19 protein-coding genes and 1 tRNA gene are annotated in these 21,820 nt (G+C 70.9%); 10 read left to right on the top strand and 10 right to left on the bottom strand.

Annotation, left to right across the window (positions count from 1 at the left end):
- Positions 1-29 precede the first annotated feature (29 nt).
- Genes OHB13_RS09635 through OHB13_RS09625 form a run of 3 tightly spaced genes read left to right on the top strand, consistent with a single transcriptional unit; the run spans position 30 to position 4,650 of the window.
- Entirely contained in the window at positions 30-1,214 is a 1,185-nt protein-coding gene (locus OHB13_RS09635; RefSeq protein ID WP_328376772.1) for an HpcH/HpaI aldolase/citrate lyase family protein, read from the top strand.
- Entirely contained in the window at positions 1,214-3,832 is a 2,619-nt protein-coding gene (locus OHB13_RS09630; RefSeq protein WP_328376771.1) for a phosphoribosyltransferase, read from the top strand. Before OHB13_RS09635 ends, OHB13_RS09630 begins: the two co-directional genes overlap by 1 nt.
- The gene (locus tag OHB13_RS09625) at positions 3,829-4,650 is read left to right on the top strand and encodes an HAD family hydrolase (protein WP_328376770.1); all 822 of its coding nucleotides are present in this window, start codon (positions 3,829-3,831) and stop codon (positions 4,648-4,650) included. Before OHB13_RS09630 ends, OHB13_RS09625 begins: the two co-directional genes overlap by 4 nt.
- An 81-nt stretch (positions 4,651-4,731) precedes the next feature.
- On the opposite strand, the gene OHB13_RS09620 is transcribed toward OHB13_RS09625, so the two are convergent.
- The 5 genes from OHB13_RS09620 to OHB13_RS09600 all read right to left on the bottom strand — a co-directional run bounded on the left by OHB13_RS09620 (position 4,732) and on the right by OHB13_RS09600 (position 9,048).
- The gene (locus tag OHB13_RS09620; protein ID WP_266857455.1) at positions 4,732-4,953 is read right to left on the bottom strand and encodes an FmdB family zinc ribbon protein; all 222 of its coding nucleotides are present in this window, start codon (positions 4,951-4,953) and stop codon (positions 4,732-4,734) included.
- Between the two features lie 41 nt (positions 4,954-4,994).
- Entirely contained in the window at positions 4,995-6,014 is a 1,020-nt protein-coding gene (locus OHB13_RS09615; protein ID WP_328376769.1) for a sugar kinase, read from the bottom strand.
- The gene (locus OHB13_RS09610) at positions 6,011-6,679 is read right to left on the bottom strand and encodes a bifunctional 4-hydroxy-2-oxoglutarate aldolase/2-dehydro-3-deoxy-phosphogluconate aldolase (protein WP_328376768.1); all 669 of its coding nucleotides are present in this window, start codon (positions 6,677-6,679) and stop codon (positions 6,011-6,013) included. Before OHB13_RS09610 ends, OHB13_RS09615 begins: the two co-directional genes overlap by 4 nt.
- A gap of 168 nt (positions 6,680-6,847) precedes the next feature.
- Entirely contained in the window at positions 6,848-8,203 is a 1,356-nt protein-coding gene (locus OHB13_RS09605; protein ID WP_266857460.1) for a hypothetical protein, read from the bottom strand.
- A gap of 71 nt (positions 8,204-8,274) precedes the next feature.
- The gene (locus OHB13_RS09600; protein ID WP_266857462.1) at positions 8,275-9,048 is read right to left on the bottom strand and encodes a DUF4097 family beta strand repeat-containing protein; all 774 of its coding nucleotides are present in this window, start codon (positions 9,046-9,048) and stop codon (positions 8,275-8,277) included.
- Positions 9,049-9,265: 217 nt separating this feature from the next.
- Here OHB13_RS09600 and OHB13_RS09595 point away from each other — a divergent pair.
- Positions 9,266-9,340, top strand: a tRNA-Val gene (locus OHB13_RS09595).
- A gap of 149 nt (positions 9,341-9,489) precedes the next feature.
- On the opposite strand, the gene OHB13_RS09590 is transcribed toward OHB13_RS09595, so the two are convergent.
- Together OHB13_RS09590 and OHB13_RS09585 are read right to left on the bottom strand one after the other, a co-directional pair.
- A complete protein-coding gene (locus OHB13_RS09590) occupies positions 9,490-10,113 on the bottom strand; it encodes a hypothetical protein (RefSeq protein WP_328376767.1) in 624 nt (207 codons plus the stop codon).
- A 72-nt stretch (positions 10,114-10,185) separates the two neighbouring features.
- Positions 10,186-10,743 carry a flavoprotein gene (locus OHB13_RS09585; protein WP_328376766.1) on the bottom strand — a complete coding sequence of 186 codons (558 nt, stop codon included), beginning with the start codon at positions 10,741-10,743 and terminating at the stop codon, positions 10,186-10,188.
- 117 nt (positions 10,744-10,860) lie between these two features.
- Between OHB13_RS09585 and OHB13_RS09580 the strand changes: the two genes are divergently transcribed.
- A complete protein-coding gene (locus OHB13_RS09580; RefSeq protein ID WP_328376765.1) occupies positions 10,861-12,027 on the top strand; it encodes a helix-turn-helix domain-containing protein in 1,167 nt (388 codons plus the stop codon).
- 718 nt (positions 12,028-12,745) lie between these two features.
- Complete coding sequence (locus OHB13_RS09575) at positions 12,746-13,018, top strand: DUF3303 family protein (protein WP_328376764.1); 273 nt, start codon at positions 12,746-12,748, stop codon at positions 13,016-13,018.
- A 189-nt stretch (positions 13,019-13,207) separates the two neighbouring features.
- Here the strand turns inward: OHB13_RS09575 and OHB13_RS09570 are convergent, their stop codons facing one another.
- Both OHB13_RS09570 and OHB13_RS09565 read right to left on the bottom strand, forming a co-directional pair.
- Positions 13,208-14,326: a HoxN/HupN/NixA family nickel/cobalt transporter gene (locus tag OHB13_RS09570; protein WP_405755842.1), complete on the bottom strand. Its 1,119-nt coding sequence runs from the start codon at positions 14,324-14,326 to the stop codon at positions 13,208-13,210.
- A gap of 178 nt (positions 14,327-14,504) precedes the next feature.
- A complete protein-coding gene (locus tag OHB13_RS09565; RefSeq protein ID WP_266861108.1) occupies positions 14,505-15,539 on the bottom strand; it encodes a PP2C family protein-serine/threonine phosphatase in 1,035 nt (344 codons plus the stop codon).
- A 476-nt stretch (positions 15,540-16,015) separates the two neighbouring features.
- On the opposite strand from OHB13_RS09565, the gene OHB13_RS09560 reads away from it, so the two are divergent.
- The 3 genes from OHB13_RS09560 (at position 16,016) to OHB13_RS09550 (ending at position 20,281) form a co-directional block, all read left to right on the top strand.
- Positions 16,016-17,926 (top strand): NAD-binding protein, encoded by a 1,911-nt coding sequence (locus OHB13_RS09560; protein WP_266857478.1) that lies wholly within the window; start codon positions 16,016-16,018, stop codon positions 17,924-17,926.
- A gap of 412 nt (positions 17,927-18,338) precedes the next feature.
- Positions 18,339-19,892: a DUF1254 domain-containing protein gene (locus tag OHB13_RS09555; protein ID WP_328376762.1), complete on the top strand. Its 1,554-nt coding sequence runs from the start codon at positions 18,339-18,341 to the stop codon at positions 19,890-19,892.
- Between the two features lie 137 nt (positions 19,893-20,029).
- Positions 20,030-20,281, top strand: a complete 252-nt coding sequence (locus tag OHB13_RS09550) for a DUF2277 domain-containing protein (protein WP_266857480.1) — start codon at positions 20,030-20,032, stop codon at positions 20,279-20,281.
- Between the two features lie 19 nt (positions 20,282-20,300).
- Here OHB13_RS09550 and OHB13_RS09545 read toward each other — a convergent pair whose 3' ends face one another.
- Positions 20,301-20,930, bottom strand: coding sequence for a DedA family protein (locus OHB13_RS09545; RefSeq protein ID WP_266857482.1), 630 nt, complete (start codon positions 20,928-20,930; stop codon positions 20,301-20,303).
- A 246-nt stretch (positions 20,931-21,176) separates the two neighbouring features.
- Between OHB13_RS09545 and OHB13_RS09540 the strand changes: the two genes are divergently transcribed.
- Positions 21,177-21,797 (top strand): superoxide dismutase family protein, encoded by a 621-nt coding sequence (locus OHB13_RS09540; RefSeq protein ID WP_328376761.1) that lies wholly within the window; start codon positions 21,177-21,179, stop codon positions 21,795-21,797.
- Positions 21,798-21,820 lie beyond the last annotated feature (23 nt).

The raw sequence follows: 21,820 nt of genomic DNA, 5'->3' as shown, positions 1-21,820 counted from the left end.
GGGACGGCATGGCACTACGAGGGGACCTTATGCATCATTTCGGGCATATCTCGCCCCTTGTCCGGTCGGATCTCTTCCATCAGGAGCCGGCCGAATTCACCTCCGGGTCTCCGGCACCCGTACTCGCGGCCGCTCTCGGCGCCACGCTCTACAGCCCGGCCACCCGGCCGCAGCTCGCCGATGACGTGCTGAAACAGGCCGCGCGCGGGGTGGTCTCCATGGTGCTCTGCCTGGAGGACTCCATCGACGACGCCGATGTCGCCGACGGCGAGGCCAATCTGGTCCGCCAGTTCGCCCAGCTGGACGACAGATGCGGCGGGCCCTCCGGGAACGCGGACGGCGTGCCGCTGCTCTTCGTCCGGGTCCGCGAGCCGGAGCAGATACCCGACCTGGTCCACCGGCTGGGCCCGTCGGCGCGGCTGCTGTCCGGATTCGTACTGCCGAAGTTCACCGAGGAGCGCGGCACCGCCTTCCTGGAGGCGCTCACCCGGGCGGAGGCCGCGGGCGGCCGGCGGCTGTTCGCCATGCCTGTCCTCGAATCGCCCGAGCTGCTGCACCTGGAGACCCGTGCGGACTCCCTCGCCGGGATAGCCCGCACGGTCGACAAGTACCGTGACCGGATCCTCGCGCTCCGGCTGGGTGTCACCGACTTCTGCTCGGCGTACGGGCTGCGCAGGACGCCCGACATGACCGCGTACGACGTCCAGATCGTCGCCTCGATCATCGGCGACGTGGTGAACGTCCTGGGCCGCTCGGACGGTACGGGCTTCACGATCACCGGCCCGGTCTGGGAGTACTTCCGCGTCCAGGAGCGGATGTTCAAGCCACAGCTGCGCCGCAGCCCCTTCATGGAGGGCCGCGCCGACCAGCTCCGCACCACCCTGATCGAGCACGATCTGGACGGACTGCTGCGCGAGATCGGGCTCGACCGCGCCAACGGACTGCTCGGGAAGACCTGTATCCACCCCTCACACGTGATGCCGGTGCACGCCCTCTCGGTGGTCAGCCACGAGGAGTTCAGCGACGCCCGCGACATCGTCAGGCCCGACCGGGACGGCGGTGGGGTGCTGCGCTCCGCCTACACGAACAAGATGAACGAGGTGAAGCCGCACCGGGCCTGGGCCGAGCGGACCCTCCTGCGGGCCGAGGTCTTCGGTGTGGCCAGAGAAGACATCGGCTTCGTCGAACTGCTCACGGCCGGGCTCTCCGGCTGATGCGAACCGGAAGAGAAGAGACGGGCGAAGTGGTCTGGTCGGGAACATGGGTCGCGGACCGGCTCGGTGTGCGGCTCGCGGGGGACGACGGCCTCCGCGAACTGCTGGGCCTCGCGCTGCGGCGCAATCCGAAACGCGCCCATCTGCTGGTGTCGAACGTGCTGGGCAAACATGTGCCGCAGCGCCCCTCGACGGTGTACGGCCACGGCCACGGGCTCGGCCGCGCGGTACGGCGGCTGCTCGGCGACGAGGCCGCGAGGAGGGCGGTCGTTCTCGGCTACGCGGAGACCGCGACGGGGCTGGGCCACTCGGTCGCGGACGGGCTGGTCCTCGCGCCGTATCTGCACTCCACCCGGCGCGAGGTCGCGGGGGTGGCGCGGGCGGGCGGCTTCGAGGAGTCGCACTCGCACGCGACCTCGCATCTGCTGCTGCCCGAGGACCCGCAGCTGCTGGCGGGCGACGGTCCGCTCGTCCTCGTCGACGACGAGTTCTCCACCGGCAACACGGTGCTCAACACCATCCGCGATCTGCACGAGCGGTATCCGCGCCAGTGGTACGTGGTCGTCGCGCTGGTCGACATGCGGTCGGCCGCCGACCGGGACCGGCTGGCGGACTTCGGCCGGGACATCGGCGCCCGGGTCGACCTGCTGACGTCGGTGCGCGGCGAGGTGGAACTGCCCGACGGCGTACTGGAGAAGGGGCGCCGCCTGGTCGAGGAGCACGAGGGGCGGAAGCCCCACCTCGCTGTCCCTCGGGGCCCAGGTCCGGCCGTCCGGGTGGACCTGCGCTGGCCGGCCGGGCTGCCGGACGGCGGGCGGCACGGCTTCACCCCCGGCCACCGCACCACCCTGGAGGCCGCGCTGCCGGGGATGGCGGCCCGGCTCGCGGAGGCGCTGGCACGGGGCGAGGGGGACGCTCCGGCCTCGGGCGCGCCCGGCTCGGTCGGTCCCGTCTCAGGCGTGCCCGGCTCGGGTGTGCCTGGTCCGGATGCACATGATGCGGGCCCGCTCCCCGTCGACGCGCCCGTTACGCGCACCCCGCATGTCCTCGTGCTCGGATTCGAGGAGCTGATGTACGCCCCGCTCCGCCTCGGTCTCGCGCTGGAGCAGGCCGGGCACGATGTGCGCTCATCGACCACCACCCGCTCGCCCGTACTCGCCCTGGACGATCCCGGTTACGCGATACGGACCGGACTGGTCTTCCCCGCGCACGACAGCCCCGCCGACGGGCCGGGCGACCGCTACGCGTACAACGTGGCGGGCGGTGGTTTCGACGCGGTGGTCCTCGTCGTCGACTCGGCCGCCGACACCCCCGAACTGCACGCCCCCGACGGCCTTCTGGCCCAACTCGCCGCGCACGTCCCGCAGGTGCTGCTGGCGGTCGTCCCCTCGTACGTCCCCCAACGGCCGTACACCCCCGCACAGTCGTACGTCGTCCCACCGCCGTACGTTCCGGAACAGCAGGAAGCAGCCGCCCCCATGCCCGAGCCGTTGCGCGGCCCCGCCTTCTCGTCCTACGCCGCCGAAGACGTCGGCTGGCTGCTCCAGGATCTCTCCGGCGTGGAGCTGGAGGCGCCCACCGAGGAGCGCGAGGAGGCGATACAGGCGGGCGGCGCCCACTACGCCGAGTCGCTGCCCGTCGAGTACCAGCCCAGCGAGCAGTACCAGGAGCTGTTCAGGGCAGCCCTGGAGACCTCGGCGCCGCGGATCGCGCAGGCCGTCGGCACGGTCACCGAGACCGTGCTCGCCGAGCGGTCCGCACGGCCGGTCCTGGTCTCGCTCGCGCGTGCCGGTACGCCCGTCGGCGTACTGATGCGCCGCTGGGCCCAGCACCGCCACGGCCTGGACCTGCCGCACTACGCGGTGTCCATCGTGCGCGGCCGTGGCATCGACGCCAACGCACTGCGCTGGCTGGCCGCGCACCACGACCCGGCCGATGTCGTCTTCGTCGACGGCTGGACCGGCAAGGGCGCCATCACCCGCGAACTGGCCGATGCGCTCGCGGAGTTCCCCGGCTTCGACCCGGAGATCGCGGTCCTCGCCGACCCCGGCGGCTGCGTCCGTACGTACGGCACCCGGGAGGACTTCCTCATCCCGTCCGCCTGCCTCAACTCCACGGTGTCCGGACTGATTTCGCGTACGGTCCTCCGCGCCGACCTGGTCGGGCCCGGGGACTTCCACGGCGGGAAGTTCTACCGCGAGCTGGCGGACTCCGACGTATCGGCCGACTTCATCGACGCCGTCGCCGCCCGCTTCGACGAGGTGTCCGGTGCGGTGGACGCCGCGGTGAAGGAGCAGCTGGCGGCGGACCGCGCGCCGACCTGGGAGGGGTGGGCGGCCGTCGAGCGGATCAGCGAGGAGTACGGCATCCATGACGTCAACCTCGTCAAGCCGGGGGTCGGCGAGACCACCCGGGTCCTGCTGCGCCGCGTCCCCTGGAAGATTCTCGCCAGGAGCGGTGCGGGCGCCGATCTCGACCACGTACGGCTCCTCGCGGAGCAGCGCGGCGTCCCGGTCGAGGAGGTGGACGGCCTGCCGTACAGCTGCGTCGGCCTGATCCACCCGCGCTTCACCCGTGGCGCGACCGGCGCCGACGGCACCGCGGCGGTGACCGCGTGAACCCGGCAGCGCCCGTACTCGTCGCCAGCGACCTGGACCGCACCCTCATCTACTCGGCGCCCGCGCTCGACCTGACCATGCCGGACGCCGAAGCGCCGAGGCTGCTGTGCGTGGAGGTGTACGAGAGCAGGCCGCTCTCGTACGTGACGGAGACCGCGGCCGGGCTGCTCGGCGCGCTCGCCGCGGAGACCCTCTTCGTACCGACGACCACGAGGACGCGAGAGCAGTACCACCGGATCCGGCTGCCCTGCCCGCCGCCGCGGTTCGCGATCTGCGCCAACGGGGGCCATCTGCTGGTCGACGGGGTGTCCGACCCGGGCTGGCAGTCCGATGTGGCCCGGCGGCTGGCCGCCGAGTGCGCCACCCTGGCCGAGGTACGCGCCCACCTGGTGTCCGCGGCCGATCCGGCCTGGCTGCTCAAGGAACGGGTGGCCGAGGACCTGTTCGCCTATCTGGTCGTCGAACGGGCCCTGCTGCCCGAGGGCTGGGTGGACGAGCTGTCCGCGTGGGCCGGTCCGCGCGGCTGGACGGTCTCGCTCCAGGGCCGCAAGCTCTACGCGGTGCCGGAGCCGCTCACCAAGAGCGCGGCAGTACGCGAAGTGGTCCGCCGCACCGGAGCCGAACTCACCCTGGCAGCAGGCGATTCACTCCTGGACGCGGACCTGCTGCTGGCCGCCGACCGGGGCTGGCGCCCCGCGCACGGCGAGCTGGCGGACGCGGGGTGGAGCGCGCCGCATGTGGAGGTGACCGCCGGGCGCGGGGTCGCGGCCGGCGAGGAGATCCTGCGGGAGTTCACCCGCGCCGCGCGGGGGCGCTGAGCCGAGGCCGGGCCCCTGCGGGAGTTCACCCGCGCCGCGCGGGGGCGCTGAGCCGAGGCCGCGCGGCGCCCCGGTTGTGGCTTACCCGCAGCAGCCTCCGCCGCAGCACCCGCCCCCGGCGCCTCCGCCGCTCCCGCCGGACGGAGCCCCGGCGGCGGACCCGCCGACGGCGACCGCGGACAGCAGCTTGACCGTGTCCTCATGGCCCTCGGGGCAGGTGGCGGGCGCCGATGACTCGGCCATCGGACGGCTGATCTCGAATGTGTCGCCGCAGGAGCGGCAGCGGTACTCGTAACGGGGCATGAGGCCCAGATTAGAGGTGCGGGGGGCCGCCGCGCACCACCTCAGCGCACCACTGTTCCCGGCGCAGCTCCGAGGAGGCCCAGCTCGGTGCGGGTCGGAGCGCCCTCCCAGTCGCCGGCCGCGGCCACCGCGAACGCTCCCGTGGTCACCGCACGGTCCAGCCGCCCCGCCGTGTCCGAGCCGTCGAGCAGCGCCGAGAGATACCCGGCGACGAACGCGTCGCCCGCGCCGACCGGGTCCACGACCGGCACCGTACGGGCAGGTGCGTGCAGTTCGCCCTGCAAGGTGTACGCCGTGGCGCCCGCCGCACCGAGCTTGACCACGACCTCGCCCGCCCCGGCCTCCAGCAGCGCTCCCGCCTGCCGGGCGGGATCATCCGGGGAGCCCGCGGGCAGACAGAGCGGCAACTCGTCGTCGGATGCGATCAGTACGTCGGCGCGCGGTGCCCAGTCCCGCATCACCGCCGACGCCTCATCCGTACTCCACAGCCGGGAGCGGAAGTTGACGTCGAGGCTGATCAACACGTCGTGCTCGGCGGCCAGTTCCATGGCACGCTCGGCTGCGGTGCGGGCTGTGGGGGAGAGGGCGGGGGTGATGCCCGTCAGATGCAGCACGCGGGCGGCGCTGTCCGTGCCGGTGCCGGTGTGGGCATCCCCGCTCGTGGCTGTCCCAGCTCCCGTTCCGGCTTCCAGGAACGCGGCGAAGGCCCGCTCCACGTCGTCGGCCGCGATCCTCGAACCGGCCGACCCCGCGCGGTAGTAGTGCACCCGGGTCACGCCGGGCAGCCGCGGCTCGAAGAGGAGCAGCCCGGTGGGCGCGGCCCCGTCACGCGTGGTGCCCGTGACGCCGACCCCCTCGGCGCGCAGCGTCCGCAGCACCAGTTCACCGGCCTCGTCGGCGCCGACCGCGCCCACCCAGTGCACGGGGTGCCCCAGCCGGGCCAGGCCGATGGCCACGTTCGACTCGGCACCGGCGACCGAGACGGCCATGGTGCCGCCCAGCTTCAGCTGCCCCTCGCCGCGCAGGGCGACCATCGTCTCGCCGAAGGTGAACACGCTCATGACCGGACCGCCGTGGCCGCTGCTCCGGTGGCCCGCGCTGTCTCCACGACGTTCAGGAACGCGGCGGCCCGCTTCCGCAGCGCGTCCTGGTCCCCGCCGTCCGCCGCGTCCCCGATCAGCGGCGACCCGACGCCCACGGCGACCGCACCCAGCGCGAGGTACTCCGCGGCGGCCGCCGCGTCCACCCCGCCCACCGGTACGAACGGAACATCCGGGAAGGGGGCCCGCAGCGCCTTCAGATAGGCGGGGCCGCCCACCGAGGCGGGGAAGAGCTTCAGCGCGGTGGCGCCGGCCGCGACACCGGCGATGACCTCGGTGGGGGTGACGACTCCGGACAGTACGGGAAGCCCCAGCCGTACCGACTCGTCCACGCACGCACCGAGCCCCGGCGTCACGATGAGACCGGCCCCGGCGTCCGCGGCCCGCCGCGCGTCGTCGGCGGTGAGCACGGTGCCCGCGCCCAGCCACGCGCCGTCCCCGAGCGCGGCCCGCGCCCGGCGTATGACCCCGAGCGCGTCCGTGCCGCTGAGCGACACCTCGACCAGGGGTATCCCGCTCTCGACGAGCGTCATGACCGACCTGAAGGACGCCTCGGGGTCCGAGCCGCGGACGATGGCGACCAGCCGCTCATTTCGGAGAGTCGCGGTGAAGTCCGTGCGGTCCATGCTGTTCTCTTCCCATTTCTTGCTGTGCTCTGGTGATTCGATGCCGGTGTGCAAAGGCCCCACGAGCCCTGACAACGGGCCCAAGCTCCGACCGTCTCAATCCACCGCAGCCCGGGTCAATCCAGTTCAATCCGTCCAGTTCAACCCGGTCAATCCGGTCCCAGCGGCTCAGTGGCCGGTGCCGCGCTCCTCGCGGATCTGCTCGACCACGCGCGTGGCGGTCTTCCGTACTTCCTCGGTCTCCGTGAGGAAGTGCCAGTAGTCGGGGTGCCGGCCCTCCAGCCCCGCGACTGCCCGGTCCAGCCGCTCCACTGCCTGGTCCAGCGGACGGGCGTGCCGGGGGTCGGGGGTGTTCCGGCCCGCCATCGCCAGCCGCTGGGCGTCCCGGATCGTGAACCTGGTCCGCTCGATCTCCTGCTGCGGATCCTTCGCCACAGCGTTGAGCCGTTCGAGCCGCGCACCGGCAGCCGAGACCGCCTCGTCGGTGCTGTTGAGCAGCGACCTGACCGTCGTGAGCAGGGACGTCGCGTCGGGCCAGCGCTGCTCCTCGCGCGCCCGGGTCGCCTCCTTGAGCTTCTCCTCCGCCTGCCGCACGGACACGGCGGCCTGCTCGGGCACATGCTGGAGGTCCTGCCAGCACGGCGCGGTGAAGCGCCGGCGCAGCTCGCTGAGGACCGGGGCGACCGTACCGGCCCGGGTGGTGAGGGCCTGGGCGCGGGTACGGAGCGACACCAGGCGGCGGTCGATCTCGGAGGCCCGCTCCGGCAGCCGGGCGGCCTCGGCCCGTACGGCTTCGGCGTCACGCATCACCTTGTCCGCGCGGTCCAGCGTGCCCTGCACACCGTGCTGGCCGGCGCCCTGGTTGAGCTTTGTCAGCTCGGGCCCGAGCTGCGCGAGACGGGTGGCGAGGTCGTCGGCCTTCAGCCCGGATTCCCGTACCGCGTCGAGAGCATTGCTCGCGGAGAGGAGCGCCTGCCGCGCCCGCTCCACGGCGGGCGCGAGCCGGGCGAGCTGCGTCTCGGCCTTGCCGAGCAGCGGCCCCAGCCCCTGCCCGAACCGGTCGAGCTCGCCCTTCACGCGTACGAGATCGTCCTTGGCCCGGGTCAGCTCCGTACGCGCCTGGGACAGGGCGGAGCCCTCCAGACCGTCCCGGTCCAGGTCATGGGCGTCGACCGCAGTGATGTACGAAGTGCTCACCTCGTCGATCCGCTGCCCCAGCGAGGCGAAATCGGAGAGGGCCTTACGGGCCTCCGGCGAGTTGTCCACAGCGGAGATCGTCTCGATCGAGATCCGCAGATCGCGCTGAGCGGTGTCGAGGTCGTAGAAAGCCGCGGCCGCGGCGTCCTTCGCGGCCTGCGCGTCGGCCCGCTGGCTCTCACCCCGCCCGCCGAACCAGCGCCGCGTGCCCCCACCTGCGAAGGCACCGGCCAGACCGGCGAGCAACGGCACCGGGAGGGCCATCAGCGTCAGGACATCCCGGACGGCACTCGATCGCGCATACGGCTGCCCGTGTCTTGCCGTCACATCCCTCTCCCGTGCTGGTCCGCCCTGCCCTGGCCATTCTCCCACCAGGTAGGGACGAACACACGGGCCGGTCAGTTCGCGCTTCGAACAACGATCCTTCCGTTGTCGCTGCGCGCAGCGATGGAGTGGCGGCTGGCGTCGTCCGTGGGCACCCCGACCTGGGTGCTCCCGTTGCTGCTCCGGGTCTCGACCTTGTACGCCAGCCCCGGCTTCTTGGGCAGTGTGATCTCGACCGCCCCGTTGTTGCTGAAGCTCTCCACCCGGTCGGGAACCGCGGTGAGCGACAGCCGTACCGCACCGTTGCTGGAGTCCGCTGTGACCTGCCTGGACGAGACGCCGTCGGCGTTGATGGCCCCGTTGTCGCTGCTCAGGTCGAGGGCTCCGCTGGAGTCCCGGACGGTGACCTTGCCGTTGTTCGAGCGGAGCTTCAGCGAGGTGTCGAAACCGGCGGCGGTCACGGACCCGTTGTTGTCCTTGAGGATCACGGAGACCCCGCGCGGCACCTTGATCTGGTGCCGCGACGCACAGCTGCTGACGAGGGCGCTGCACTTCACCTTCAGGCTGAGCGTGCCGTCCCGCATGGACCAGGAGGCGTCGGGCCCGTTGCCCAGGAAGACCCACCCGTCGACGTGTCGGGTGACCTGCACGGACTTCACATCGGCGGGTACCAGGTCGATGGTGGAGTTGTTGGTGTCGATGGTCAGCGTCTTCCCGCTGAACGCGAAAGCCTTGTGCTCGGCAGGCGCGTCCGAGGGATCCGAGCCGCACCCGGTGAGGGCGACGGCGACAAGAACGGCCCCTCCGGCCGCGACAAGCGTACGAGGACGGAGTGCCACGTAGATCATTCCCCCAGATCGAACCGAACCTGCCGAAGAGCCCCAACGGTACGGACCGCCCCCATCCCCACACGATCCAGCGGCCCACCGGACCGGGGGTGGGGTTATCCCCCGGTCGTACGGGCTGGTGGGCCGCTCCGGGGCTTCTGCCCGGGGGCGTTCCTTGGCTCCTGCAACAGGTTTGCGAACGGGGGCCCGGGGCCATGTACCCTGTTGCTTCATCCACGGGTGCGTAGCTCAGGGGTAGAGCGCTGCTCTTACAAAGCAGATGTCGGCGGTTCGAAACCGTCCGCGCCCACCAGTGAGCAGTACGGCAAAGGCCCAGGCCACCGGTAGCAAGCCGGGAGCCTGGGCCTTGTCCGTTCGTCCTCGACTCAGGCGGCGCGTGGCGTCGTGACACGTACGTGCCAGATGGCACGTACGCCGGACGAGGGCCAACGCGGGATGGAGTCAGCCGTCGAACCAGACGACCAGGCGGACTCCCTCGTCGCCGTGCAACTTCGCCAGCGTGCGCATGACCGACCAGATGGGACCCCATTCGCTGTCAGGCACGGCATGCTTCCGCTGACGGCGGCCGATTCGGAAGAGCCGGTCGCCGTCCGACCACTCGGTGTTCTCGGGACAGACGCTGCCCGCGCGGTAGAGGTGCCGGGCATCAGTGAGGCCGGAGAGTTCGGCAAAGCGGGTGAGGCTGGAGTTCCGGCCGTGCATCTTCCAGCTGCCGTCAGAGCTCCGGCGGTACTCGTGAACACAGTCATCGACCTCGTTTGCGACCTCGTCCCAGTCGGCGGCTGCTAGCTCCGCCCAGGAGATCCAGGACTCACCGTGCAGCTCATCACTCCAGGGCTCGAAGCAAGCGAGGACCTCTTTCGACACGTCATGAGGGAGACCTCGGTGATCGGCGAGTGCACGGTGCGAGGCGGTTTCACGGACACCGAACAGGGCCCCGAAGGCGACGTAGGAGCGCCCGTTGTATAGATGCGAAATGTCGATGACCTGGCTCCACGCGCGATCGTCCTCGTCCAGCCAGCGATCCCAGCGGCACTCGATGAAGCCGTGAATGTCTGTCCCCATGCCCGGCATTGTTCGCCGCCGGCGGGAAACAGGCGACAGTATTTCTGGCTTCTGGCCTGTGCGGCGTCCCACTCAGCCGCGCGGCGCTCCCGGCTCCGAGCTGACAACAGTCTCCACCGCATCAAGAGCAGTCGTCCACGGGAACGGGCGTTTCTCGCCGGGCTCGTTCGGCACGAAGCCGCCCTCCCCGTACAGCACCGTGACCCCGGCACCGGCCAGCGTCTCCACCGACTGAGCGAACGCGGGATGCCGCACGTATGCCGAGTTCACGCACGGCATCGCGACCAGCGGAATCCCCTTGCCGATGCCTTCTGCTGCGACCCCGACGACGAACTTACTGGTCAACCCGAGCGCCCACTCGTTGATCGTGTTGAACGTGGCCGGCGCCACCAGGATCGCGTCCGCCTTCGGCCACACATCCGGCTCACCGGGCAGCTTGTACTCGGAGCGCACCGGGTGTCCGCTCAGCGCCGCCAGACCGTCCAGGCTGTTGTCGAGCCAGAGGGCCGCGCTCGGCGTCAACCCCAGGCACACATCCCAACCGTGGGCCTGAGCATCCTCGATGACACGGGCGATGTCGAACACTGGCGGGGCGGCGGAGCCGAACAGATACAGAGTTCGTGAGGTCATGCCGACCAGTGGATCACAAGCAACCGCCCCGAACCGGCTCGGTTCGGGGACGACGCAGGGTCCAGCACCATGCGGCGCGGGTACCGTCCCACATGACGAGTCAGAACGGAGACCAGGATGCCCACACTGGACGACGACCACACGGGCGCCCGCATCAGAGAGCAGAGGAGACTTGCTCGGCTGACACAACGCGGTCTGTCGGACCGGATCCCGTACTCGTACAGCCTGTTGAACCAGGTCGAGTGCGGCGCCCGCCCGGCGACAGATGACTTCGTGGACGCTGTTGCCCGCGCGCTCAAGGTCGAGGTCACCGTTCTGACGGGACAGCACATGCAGCACGACCGCCTCACCGCGCTGGTACGCCCAATCCGGGAAGCCCTCGACCTGTACGACATTGAACCGACGGCGGCCGCCACCAGGAGCGCAGATGATCTGTCTGCGGAAGCAGATTTCGTTTGTCAGCAAGTGCGGGCCACGCATCTACACAAAGCCGCCACGGCGTTGCCCGGCATCATCACCGAACTCACTTGCCTCGGCTTCACCTCACCGACCACCAGTACATGGCAGGCCCTCGCCTCCAGCTACCGGACCGCCGCGGACATCGCCCTGAAGCTCGGCTATCCCGACCTGTCCACGGTGGCCCTCGACCGTATGAGCTGGGCGGCAGAACGCGCCTCTGATCCCTGCCTCGCCGCGGTGCGCCAGTACAAACGGGCTCTCGCTTACAAGGATGGCGAGCACGACATCGGGAGGCGCCTCATCGCATCAGGTCACGAGATGCTGGCTGGCGAGTCGTCTCGCGAGGCGCTGGTGGTGGCAGGGCAACTACACCTCGGAGCCTCGGCGGTTGCTGCCAGGGCCGGTGACCAGGGTGCGGTCGAGGGGCACATCGCAGCCGCGCGTGAATTTGCCGTGCGTGTGGGTGGGGAAGCCGGCGCGGTGCACTGGCTGTCCTTCGGATTGAAGAACGTGGCACTCCACGAGATGGGCGCCTCAATGTCTCTACGTCAGTACGATCACGCCCTGGTCCAAGCGCGCAAACTGAATCTCCCTCCGTCCACCCTGACCTCTCGACGGGCCCGCTTCCTCGTGGACCGTGCCGTAGTAGAGATGGAGACGGGACACACCGATGCCGCGCTGCGGCATCTGATCGAGGCCCGCCGCGCGGCGCCGGAGCAGACCCGCTACCTCCCGGGGACTCGCGCGGCCGTCACCGGCCTCGTCCACCTGGCCCGCCGAACCCCGGACACCTTGTCGCAGATGGCCTCCTGGGTCGGCATGTAAGTCACGCTCACAACGCTCACAGATTCGTGAGCGTTAAGCCCTCCCCAGCCCGTCACTCTGATCAGAGACCTGATCAACGACATGACGGGGCATCATGAGTGATACGCAGGAAAGAGAGCTGCCATCAGTCGGCACCTTGTCGCAGCGCCAGCTGGCCGGTGCGGACTGCGTGTGGTGCACCACCCCCCTTCGTAATGGCTCTGCAAAGGACCTCGGGCCGCGACGATACGTAGAAGGCGGCCTCAGCCTCACCTGGTTCCCGCGCGCCTGCCCCGGCCATGAGCAGGGGGCCATGTCGACGGGCGGCGCCTCATGAACCCTTCAACCGCGCTCTCAGGCATCCGCCGGGAGCAGGACCGCCGGGTCCAGGTGGCCTACACCCACTATCTGGAGCACATCATCTGGTGTCGCGAATGCACACAGGACGCCTTGTGCGACCGGGGGCGCTTGCTGCAGCACGCGTGGCGGGACGAGAAGTGCGAAGCCGTCTCATGATCTGCGCGAGCTGCGACCGGCCGATCCTGCCCGGGGAGTCGTCGCAGGAGTACGAGCGCCTTGCGTTTCTGTCATCCACGGATGGTGGCTGAGATGTTGCTGCCCCGATTGCCCGGAGCAAGGCTGAGCCCGACGTCACCGAGTCACAGGGAGTGCGGACGGGACCGCGCCGGCCACGGTGGACGGGAGGAGCGGTGCTGTGAGGGTCATGTTGAGGGCGCGTATGGACACCCAGATCACGAACGAAGCCGTCAAGAACGGCACGCTGCAGAAGATCATGCAGTCGATGTCGGAACGGCTCAAGCCGGAGGCGGCCTACTTCGGCCCCATCAAGGGCGGACGGGCCTGCACCTTTGTCTTCGACATGCAGGACAGCTCACTGCTGCCCTCCATCGCGGAGCCGCTCTTCCAGGGGCTCGGCGCGGAGATCGAGATCCAGCCGGTGATGAACACCGACGACATGCTGAAGGGCATGGCCGCGGCGCAGAAGAGCTGACCTCGTCGGCCGCCTGCGGGGGCGGGGCTCGGTCCGGGCCGGGGGGGCTCCGGGCGTAATCCCGCACCGGTGGGCCCTGCGCCGAACTCGTCGCGCCGGGCACGCCCGTGCGTCCGGTGCGCGCGAACTCGTCACCATTGCCGCCGTGTGGAGCCCCGAGGACGGCGTAAGGGCCTTCGATCCGGAGCTCTAGGGACGGCCCGGCGTGCCGGTCTGCCCGGCTTCCTCGTCCATCCCGTTCCGGCCCGGGCCTGCCGGGCTGAGGCCCGCTGTCCACTTCTCCTCGATGCGGCCGAACTTCCATATCGCCATCGCCACCAGCCAGGTCACGAAGAACAGTCCGACGATCACGAAGCCGACGATGTTCAGATCCAGCCCGCCGACCCAGTCCCAGAAGGCGCCGTGCAGGCCGAGCTTCTGGGTGAGCAGGCCGAGCAGTTCGACCGTGCCGATGATGAACGCCACCGCCACCGAGAGGCCGGTGATCGTGAGGTTGTAGTAGACCTTGCGGACGGGCTTCGAGAACGCCCAGCCGTACGCGAAGTTCATGAACGAGCCGTCGATGGTGTCCAGCAGGCACATGCCGGCTGCGAACAGCACCGGCAGGCAGAGGATCGCGTACCAGGGCAGCCCGGAGGCGGCGCCGGAGCCCGCCAGGACGAGCAGGGCGATCTCCGTGGCGGTGTCGAAGCCGAGGCCGAAGAGCAGACCGAGCGGGTACATCTGCCAGGGCTTGGTGATCGACTTCATCACACGCCCCAGAAGCCGGTTCATCAGGCCCCGGTTGTTGAGGTGCTCCTCCAGCGCGGCCTCGTCGAAGTCGCCCGAGCGCATCTTCCGGAAGACCTTCCAGATCCCCACCAGGATGAGGACGTTGATGCCCGCGATCAGATAGAGGAAGAACCCGGAGACGGTCGTGCCGATCAGGCTGGTGACGTTGTGCAGCTGGGAGTTGTCGTCGCGCACCGGGCCCGCGAGGGCCTTCACGCCCAGGGACAGCAGGAACGCCAGGACGAACACGACGCTTGAGTGCCCGAGCGAGAACCAGAAGCCCACCGACAGGGGGCGCTGCTTCTCGTTCATCAGCTTGCGGGTGGTGTTGTCGATCGCCGCGATGTGGTCCGCGTCGAAGGCGTGCCGCATACCCAGGGTGTACGCGGTGACACCGATCCCGATGCCGAACGACTTCGTACCGAGGCTGTAGTGCTCGGGGGCCACGATCGTCACCAGCGTGAGCCACCCGACGACGTGCAGCGCCACGATGAACGCGCCCATGCCACCCAGCCGGGTCCACTCCTGGCGCGTCATCGACATCTGCAGACGTCGGCGTCGCGTCGGAGTCGGGGGTGGAGAGGTGGTCGTGGTGCTCATGGTGCTGCCTTCCGGTTCGATAAGCCGTAGACAGCCAACTGCAAGCACCTCGCAATAGCAATCAAGGTGCAGTAAAGAAAGGCAGGTCAGGGTAGGTTTCGTCGCTCCGGCGCTGCTACCGCGGGGTGTCCCGGGTGCTGCTGACGGCGCCGTCGTCCCGGTAACGGAGCAGCAGCATCGCCGCGTCGTCCTGGAGCGGTCCCGCCGTGTGCTGCACCAGGTCCTTGCGCAGGCACTCCAGCGCACGCTCGGGATCATCGTCTCTCAGGAGCTGATGCCGCTTGCCGAGGGGGTAGAAGGTTCCGTCGCGGTCCCGGGCCTCGGTTACCCCGTCGGTGTAGAGGAGCAGCTGGTCGCCGGGGCCGAAAGCGACCCGGAACGGCTGTGGCCCTTCGGTCCCGTGGACGCCGAGGCCCAGCGGAAGCGCGTACTCCGCAGGCTCGGGGAAGTGCGCCGAGCCGTCCGCCCGTACGAGGAGGGGTGGCGGATGCCCGTAGTTGAGGAACAGCGCGCCCCGGTCCGGGCTGATCTCCGCGATCAGCGCCGTCACGAACTTCTCGCCCTGGAGCGCCCGGTCCACGGACCGTTCGACGCGGGCTCCGACCCCCGCCAGGTCCGGCTCGTCGTGCGCGGCCTCCCGGAAGGCGCCGAGGACCACGGCCGCGGTCTCGACGGCCTCCAGCCCCTTGCCCTGTACGTCCCCGACGATCACCCGCACCCCGTCCGGGGCGGCGACCACCTCGTACAGATCCCCGCCGATGTGCGCCTCCGCCACAGCCGATGTGTACGAGACCGCGGCGCGCAGATGGCCCGCTCTGTGCGGCACCGGGCGCAGCAGCACCCGCTGGGCGACCTCGGCGATGGAGCGCACGCTGGCCAGCTCCGCCTCGCGGCGCTGGCGCATGACCGCGGCCGCCACCCCGGCGATGGTCACGCCGAGCACCGACGACATCGCGGTGTATCCGCGCCTGGCGTGGAACGCCCCGTCGTGCCAGGCGAGCGCGTAGCAGAGCACGAGCGCCAGCACCCCGATGGCCGCCGTGCGCCGCCAGCCGCCGATCAGCCCGGCGAACGCCGGTCCGAGCGAGATCAGCGGCAGGAATCCGACGCTCGAACCCGCTGAGATGTCCACCCCCGCGACCACGGCCATCACCGCGAACGGCAGGACCGACAGCGACTGGACGGACAGCGAGGCGAACGCGGGACTCTTCTCCTCCGGCCTCTTCTCCTCTGGCACAGGGCTCTCCGGTGGTGTGGCGGGCGATTCGCGGGCGGTGGTGTCTGCTCCTCAGCCCTCCATGACTGTCAGACGGACATCTGTGCGGTTCCGTTGCACGTGAGAGCACGTGAGAGCACGCAGACGCGTTCCTGGACGCGTCCCAGGGCGCGTTTCCGGGTGCCACCTTAGATGTTTAGCCTATGCAAAGGTTTCCCTTGCGAAGCATCGGAGTCGCTGCGACGTTATGGAATCGAGGCTTGCTGTACGGACCGGCCGATCGCCGGGGCAACCTCGGGGTCTGGTCCCTTCCCGAACCCGCGTGTGAAACCGAACACCCCCATGGGGCAGTCTCTGTTGACGTGTACTCACTCCCGAATCAGAGCCAACAGAGCTCCCCCGAGGGCCACATGATCGTGTGTGGTGACGACGGTCTGGCCCACCGGCTCGCCGCCGAGCTGCGCGGTGTGTACCGGGAGACGGTGACCCTCGTCGTACCGCCGGCCGGAGCGGCGGGTGTCCCGGCGCACACCCAGCTCACCCCGGTCGGCCGGGCCTCCGCGCTCTTCGGGCGGATGTCGCGCGTCGTCGCGGGCCCGCAGCCCGGCGATCGTGACGCGGTGGCCGACCGGCTGCTCGAAGCGCCGGATCTGGACGACGAGGTGCTGCTGCGCGCCGGGGTGGCAGAGGCGTCCGCGCTGGCGCTCGTCCACCAGGACGACGAGGCGAACATCCGGGGCGCGCTCGCCGCCCGGCGGCTCAACCCCCGGCTGCGGCTGGTGATCCGGCTCTACAACCGCAAGCTCGGCCAGCATCTGGAAGAACTGCTCGACCAGGCGGCAGCCGTCAGCGCGCCGGACATGGACCGGGACGAGGTCGACGCGTCCACGACCGTACTGTCGGACGCCGACACCGCGGCCCCCGCCCTCGCAGCGACCGCCGTGGCCGGTACGAGCAAGGTCGTCCAGGCCGACGGACTGCTGCTGCGTGCCGTGGAGCGGCCGCCGGCCGTCCGGTACGGCCCGGCCACCGACCCCGGCCTGTGCACCCTCGCACTGCTCTCGTCGACCACCGGCGATCCGGGAGGAGCCGACGGTTCGGACAGCAGCGGTGACGCGGGACCCCAGCTCCTCCCCGACGAGGCGTCCGTCCGCGCGGCGTCCGGGCGCGGAACGGTCGTCCTGGAGGCGGTCTCCTATCAGGGCCCCGACCTCTCGCCGAGCAGGCTGGCCGGCCGCGGCGCGCCGCTCGCGCAGGTGTTCTCGCGCCGGCTGCGCTGGTCCCTCTTCGGGATCTTCGCCTCGGTGTTCGGCCTGGCCGTCGCCTCCTGGCTGACCACGAATATGTCGCCGATGCACGCCGCGTACCTGACGATTCTCGACATCTTCGCGATCGACGACCCCGCGATCGGCGAGCCCGCCAGCCGCCAGGTGCTCCAGATGCTGTCCGGGCTGACCGGACTGCTCCTGCTGCCGGTGCTGGTCGCGGCCGTACTGGAAGGGCTCGGGACGTTCCGCACCGCCGCCACGCTGCGCCGCCCGCCGCGCGGGCTCTCCGGGCACGTCGTCCTGCTCGGGCTCGGCAAGGTCGGCTCGCGGGTGCTGGCCCGGCTGCGGGAGCTGGACATCCCCGTCGTGTGCGTGGAGGCCGACCCGGAGGCGCGCGGGGTCGCGCTGGCGCGGCGGCTGCGGGTGCCGATCGTGATCGGCGATGTGACCACGGAGGGCGTGCTGGAAGCCGCCAAGATCGAACGGGCCCGCGCGCTGCTCGCGCTCACCAGCGCCGACATCACCAACCTGGAGGCGGCGCTCTACGCCCGCACGGTGAAGCCCGACCTCCGGGTCGCGATGCGGCTCTTCGACGACGCGTTCGCCTCCGCCGTCTTCCGTACGCTGCGTGCGGCCCACCCGCAGGCCGTCACCCGGAGCCGGAGCGTCTCCACGCTGGCCGCACCCGCCTTCGCCGCGGCGATGATGGGGCGCCAGATCCTCGGTGCCATGCCGGTCGAGCGCCGGGTGCTGCTGTTCGCCGCGGTGGATGTCGCGGGCCACCCCCTGCTGGAGGGCCGTACCCTCGGCGAGGTCTTCCGGGAGGGCGCCTGGCGGATCCTCGCGCTCGATCTCGCGGACCCGGACGAGCGCCGCGCCGATCTGTCCGCGCACCGCTCCTCGTACGGGGAGGACCGCAAGGCCGAGCTGGTCTGGAACCTGCCGCAGAGCTACGTCCTGCGCCCCGAGGACCGGGTCGTCGTCGCCGGGACCCGGCAGGGCCTGGGCGATCTGCTGGGCAGGAGGCAGCCCCGCGTGACGGCGGAGCCGTAGCCGGGCGGGGCCGGTCGGGTCAGGTCTCGTCGGATCCGGTCGGATCCGGTCGGATCCGGTCGGGTCCGGTCGGGTCAGGTCTCGTCGGGTCCGGGCGGGGCCGGGCGGGTCCGGTCTCGCCGGGGCCCGTACGGCCCGGAGATCCGGGGGTCCCCGGCCTCAGCCCTCGCCCCCAGCCCCGCCCCAGCGGCGTCCCCCAGCCCCCGCCCTCAGCTTCACCCGGATGGCCGCGCTCCGCTGGTTGCGCGTCGGGCGCTCGCGGAGGCTCGGAGCTGTCACCGGGAGGGCAGCGGCATCGGGTCCACCAGGGCCGGAAACACCTCACCGGACTGTGGCGGGCGCGTGAATCCGAGGGTTCCCGCAGCCGCCTCCGCGCTCCCGCGCGCCTGTGCGCGGCCGAGAGGAGTCCGAAGTGACCGACCAAGCCGACCGCTCCGATCAGGCAGACCGCCCCGACCGCCCCGACCGCCCTGATCCCGCAGACCGCCCCGATCACGCGGACCGCTCCGACCGCCCGGATCAGGGGGCCCACCCAGCTCCCGCCGGTCCCGGTGACCCGGCCGAGTCCGCCGCACCTTCCGGATCCTACGGACCCGCCGCACCCCCCGCCCCCTCCGATCTCACGGAGCTGGCGACCGAGGCGTACATCTACGGGTATCCGCTGGTCTTCGACCTGTCGATGGTCCAGGCCGCCCTCCACGAGGGGTTCGGTTCGCTGCCGTCCGCATCCTTCAACGAGTTCGCGCACTCCTCGCGGCTCGCCACCCCCGACGCGCACTTCGTGTCCGTGAACAACGACACGGTGTACTCGATCGCGCAGCTCGACCTCTCCGGCGGTCCGCTGCTGCTGCACGTACCCGACACGCTCGGTGCGTACTACGTGCTGCAGTTCATCGACGCGTGGACCAACAATTTCGCCTACGTGGGCCGCCGTGCCACCGGCACGGGCGAGACCAAGTGGCTGATCGTGCCGCCCGGTTGGGCCGGCGAAACCCCCGAGGGGATGACCGGGGTGATCGACGCGCCGACCACGGTCGTCTCGATCGCCGGACGCTTCGCCTGCGAAGGCCCCGCCGACCTGCCGCGTGTGCACGGACTGCAGAAGCGGCTCACGCTCAAGGTCCTCGAAGAGTTCATGCACCACACCTGGCTGCCGGCGACCGACCCCGATGTGCCGGAACCGCTGCACTTCTTCGAGAAGCTGCGGGTCTGGATGGCGGCCTTCCCGCCGTCGGCCGACGACTGCGCCTACCAGGACCGCTTCCAGCCGCTCCAGCTGCTGGAGGAGGGGCCGTCCCCGTACATCCACCCCGCCCCCGAGCTCCTGCACGCGCTCACCGAAGGGCTGAAGCGCGGAGCGGCGCGGGTCGAGAGGGCGAGCCGGACGGGGGCGGACGGCGCCCGGGCCCCCGGTGACTGGGAGATGAACCCGCACCTCTTCGACTACAACCTCGACTGGTTCGGGGTGGGGACCCACGATTCACCGGAGTGGCGCATCGAGGACCGGACGTCGTCCTATCTGACCAGGGCGGTCGCCGCGCGGGTCGGTCTGTGGGGCAACCACGGCTACGAAGCGGTGTACGCGCACACCTCCGAGGACGCGGACGGCCACTGGCTCAACGGTTCCAGGAAGTACACCCTGCGTTTCGACAGCCCGCCGCCTGTGCAGTCGTTCTGGTCCGTGACCATGTACGACTCACCGGACTACTACCTGGTGGCCAACCCCGCGGACCGCTACTCCATCGGCGACCGCACGCCGGGTCTGGTGTACGGCGACGACGGGTCGCTCACGCTGCGCATCCAGAAGGACCGGCCCACCGACCCGGCGGAGGCGGCCAACTGGCTCCCCGCGCCGGAAGGCGACTTCCGGCCGATGCTCCGCCTCTACACGCCGGAGCAGTCCGTCCTGGACGGCAGCTACGAGATCCCGCGCATCACCCCTGAACGGGAGCCGGAGACCGCCTGACGCCCCGGCCCTGGCGTACCCGGCCGGTCCTGGCGTACTCCGGGTCAGGTTCGGTTCAGGTTCGCGCCACGCGAACGTGCGGCAACCGGATCGCCGGATCCGTGCCCGGGACAGCCGGTCCGCGTCAGACTGGAAGTATGTGCCGCAGTATCAAGACTCTCCGTCCGCCCGTACTCCCCGGGGAAGCGACCGAGGAGGACATCAGGGCCGCAGCGCTTCAGTACGTACGGAAGGTCTCCGGCTTCCGGGCCCCCGCCGCGCACAACCGCGCGGTGTTCGACCGGGCCGTCGACGAGATCGCCCGCGCGACGCAGACACTGCTCGCCGACCTGGAGGTCCGAGGGAGCGGGTCAGGAACACCGAAGGGGGATGCGCAGCCCCAGAGGTGAGGCCGGCGGCGGGCCGGGGTTACGAGACCGGTGCGGCCACCGGCGCGGGACGCCGTATCAGCAGTGCGGCCACCGAGCCCGCGCCGAACAGTGCGAAGAGCGAGACCGCCGTGCCCAGCCAGCTCGTGCCCAGCCACTGGCCGCCGAAGTACCCGAGCCCCACGCTGTAACCCGCCCAGGCCACGCCCGCCAGGGCCGACCAGGGCAGGAACTCCTTCGCCCTGCGGTGCGCGGCGCCCGCGCCCAGCGAGACGATCGAGCGGCCCGCCGGTGCGAAGCGCGCTATCACGACGAGCAGACCGCCGCCCCGCGCCAGCGCCGTGCCGAGCCGTTCCTGCGCACGGGTCAGGCGCCGGGAGCGTGCGATGGCCCGGTCGAGGCGTTCGCCGCCGCGCCAGGCCAGCCGGTACGCGATCAGATCGCCCACGATCGAGGCAGCGGCGGCGCAGGCGGTGAGGACCAGCAAGTCCGGGACGTTGTGCGGGACTTCGCCGGCCACCGTGGTCGAACCGGCGGCGGCGCCGGTGGCTGCCGTGATCACCAGGACTCCGCTGGGGAGCAGCGGTACGAAGACGTCGAGGACGACGGAGAGCGCGACCACGGCATAGATCCATGGACTGTCGGTCAACGACCGCAGACTCTCCAGCACCGGACTCCCCGTTCGTGAAAGCGCCGCGGTGTCGCAGGGGAGCGGCAGGTGCGGCTGTACAGCCATACAGCGTACGCGGGGAGGTTCCGCGCCCATCCGCCGGGGCCGGTGATGTTCGAAAGGTCCCGTTCACCCGTACGGCTGCTCCTGTGCGGGGGTTTGGCCGCGCTGCGACCAGGCTGGGGCCGTACGGCTGCGAAGCAGCGGTGAACAGGCAAGTGAGCAAACGAGTACAAGGAGCGGACGATGGTCGTGGCAGGTGTACTGGCCGGAGCGGCGGCGCTGGCGATGCTGACGGGCGGCGGGGCGGCTCCCGCGGGGAGCGCAGCGGCGGGGAGCGCTCCGGCGCGTCACGCGCCCGGGGGGAGCGCGCCCGCGGCCGGTACCAGAACGCCCGCGGGCGTGTACTGGCAGCGCGTTCACGCCCGGTTCGCGCCGCCCACCGCGTTCCTCCCGTCGTCCGCCGTGACGTACGACATGAAGCGGGTGCCCGCGGCCTCCCGTATCGAGGTCGAGCAGTACACGGACCCCTCGGGCACCCGAGTGACGGCGCGGCTGGCGGGGCTGAAGCCCGGGCACGCGTTCGGTATGCGGGTGCACACCAGGCAGTGCGGCAGCACCCCCGGCGCGGCGGGCCCGAGCTATCGGCGCGGCACGGGCAGCCGGACGCCGGGCGCCGACGACGAGGTGCGGCTGGATTTCACGACGGACGCGCAGGGCGCGGCCACGGTGACCGCGCGGCGCGGCTGGAACTTCCGGCCCGGCGGCGCCGGATCGGTGGTCATCGACGGGGTGCGGGGCGGCGCGGCGGACCCCGTCGCGTGTTTCACGGTGCCGTTCGGGCCGTCGGCCGGCCCCGCCGCGTAAGGCCCCGCCACCTGAGAGACGGG

Origin of the sequence: Streptomyces sp. NBC_00440, assembly GCF_036014215.1 — a bacterium.
In the GTDB taxonomy this organism is placed as follows: Bacteria; Actinomycetota; Actinomycetes; order Streptomycetales; family Streptomycetaceae; genus Streptomyces.
This window is presented reverse-complemented; position numbering and strand designations above follow the sequence as displayed.

What these genes read in the sequence shown, in the direction of transcription:
- OHB13_RS09540 (WP_328376761.1), top strand. Translation starts at nt 21,177, where the DNA reads ATGGTCGTGGCAGGTGTACTGGCCGGAGCGGCGGCGCTGGCGATGCTG.
- OHB13_RS09635 (WP_328376772.1), top strand. Translation starts at nt 30, where the DNA reads ATGCATCATTTCGGGCATATCTCGCCCCTTGTCCGGTCGGATCTCTTC.
- OHB13_RS09610 (WP_328376768.1), bottom strand. Translation starts at nt 6,679, where the DNA reads ATGGACCGCACGGACTTCACCGCGACTCTCCGAAATGAGCGGCTGGTC.
- OHB13_RS09630 (WP_328376771.1), top strand. Translation starts at nt 1,214, where the DNA reads ATGCGAACCGGAAGAGAAGAGACGGGCGAAGTGGTCTGGTCGGGAACA.
- OHB13_RS09600 (WP_266857462.1), bottom strand. Translation starts at nt 9,048, where the DNA reads ATGATCTACGTGGCACTCCGTCCTCGTACGCTTGTCGCGGCCGGAGGG.
- OHB13_RS09580 (WP_328376765.1), top strand. Translation starts at nt 10,861, where the DNA reads ATGCCCACACTGGACGACGACCACACGGGCGCCCGCATCAGAGAGCAG.
- OHB13_RS09620 (WP_266857455.1), bottom strand. Translation starts at nt 4,953, where the DNA reads ATGCCCCGTTACGAGTACCGCTGCCGCTCCTGCGGCGACACATTCGAG.
- OHB13_RS09575 (WP_328376764.1), top strand. Translation starts at nt 12,746, where the DNA reads ATGGACACCCAGATCACGAACGAAGCCGTCAAGAACGGCACGCTGCAG.
- OHB13_RS09560 (WP_266857478.1), top strand. Translation starts at nt 16,016, where the DNA reads ATGATCGTGTGTGGTGACGACGGTCTGGCCCACCGGCTCGCCGCCGAG.
- OHB13_RS09570 (WP_405755842.1), bottom strand. Translation starts at nt 14,326, where the DNA reads ATGACGCGCCAGGAGTGGACCCGGCTGGGTGGCATGGGCGCGTTCATC.
- OHB13_RS09565 (WP_266861108.1), bottom strand. Translation starts at nt 15,539, where the DNA reads ATGGCCGTGGTCGCGGGGGTGGACATCTCAGCGGGTTCGAGCGTCGGA.
- OHB13_RS09590 (WP_328376767.1), bottom strand. Translation starts at nt 10,113, where the DNA reads ATGGGGACAGACATTCACGGCTTCATCGAGTGCCGCTGGGATCGCTGG.
- OHB13_RS09615 (WP_328376769.1), bottom strand. Translation starts at nt 6,014, where the DNA reads ATGAGCGTGTTCACCTTCGGCGAGACGATGGTCGCCCTGCGCGGCGAG.
- OHB13_RS09585 (WP_328376766.1), bottom strand. Translation starts at nt 10,743, where the DNA reads ATGACCTCACGAACTCTGTATCTGTTCGGCTCCGCCGCCCCGCCAGTG.
- OHB13_RS09550 (WP_266857480.1), top strand. Translation starts at nt 20,030, where the DNA reads ATGTGCCGCAGTATCAAGACTCTCCGTCCGCCCGTACTCCCCGGGGAA.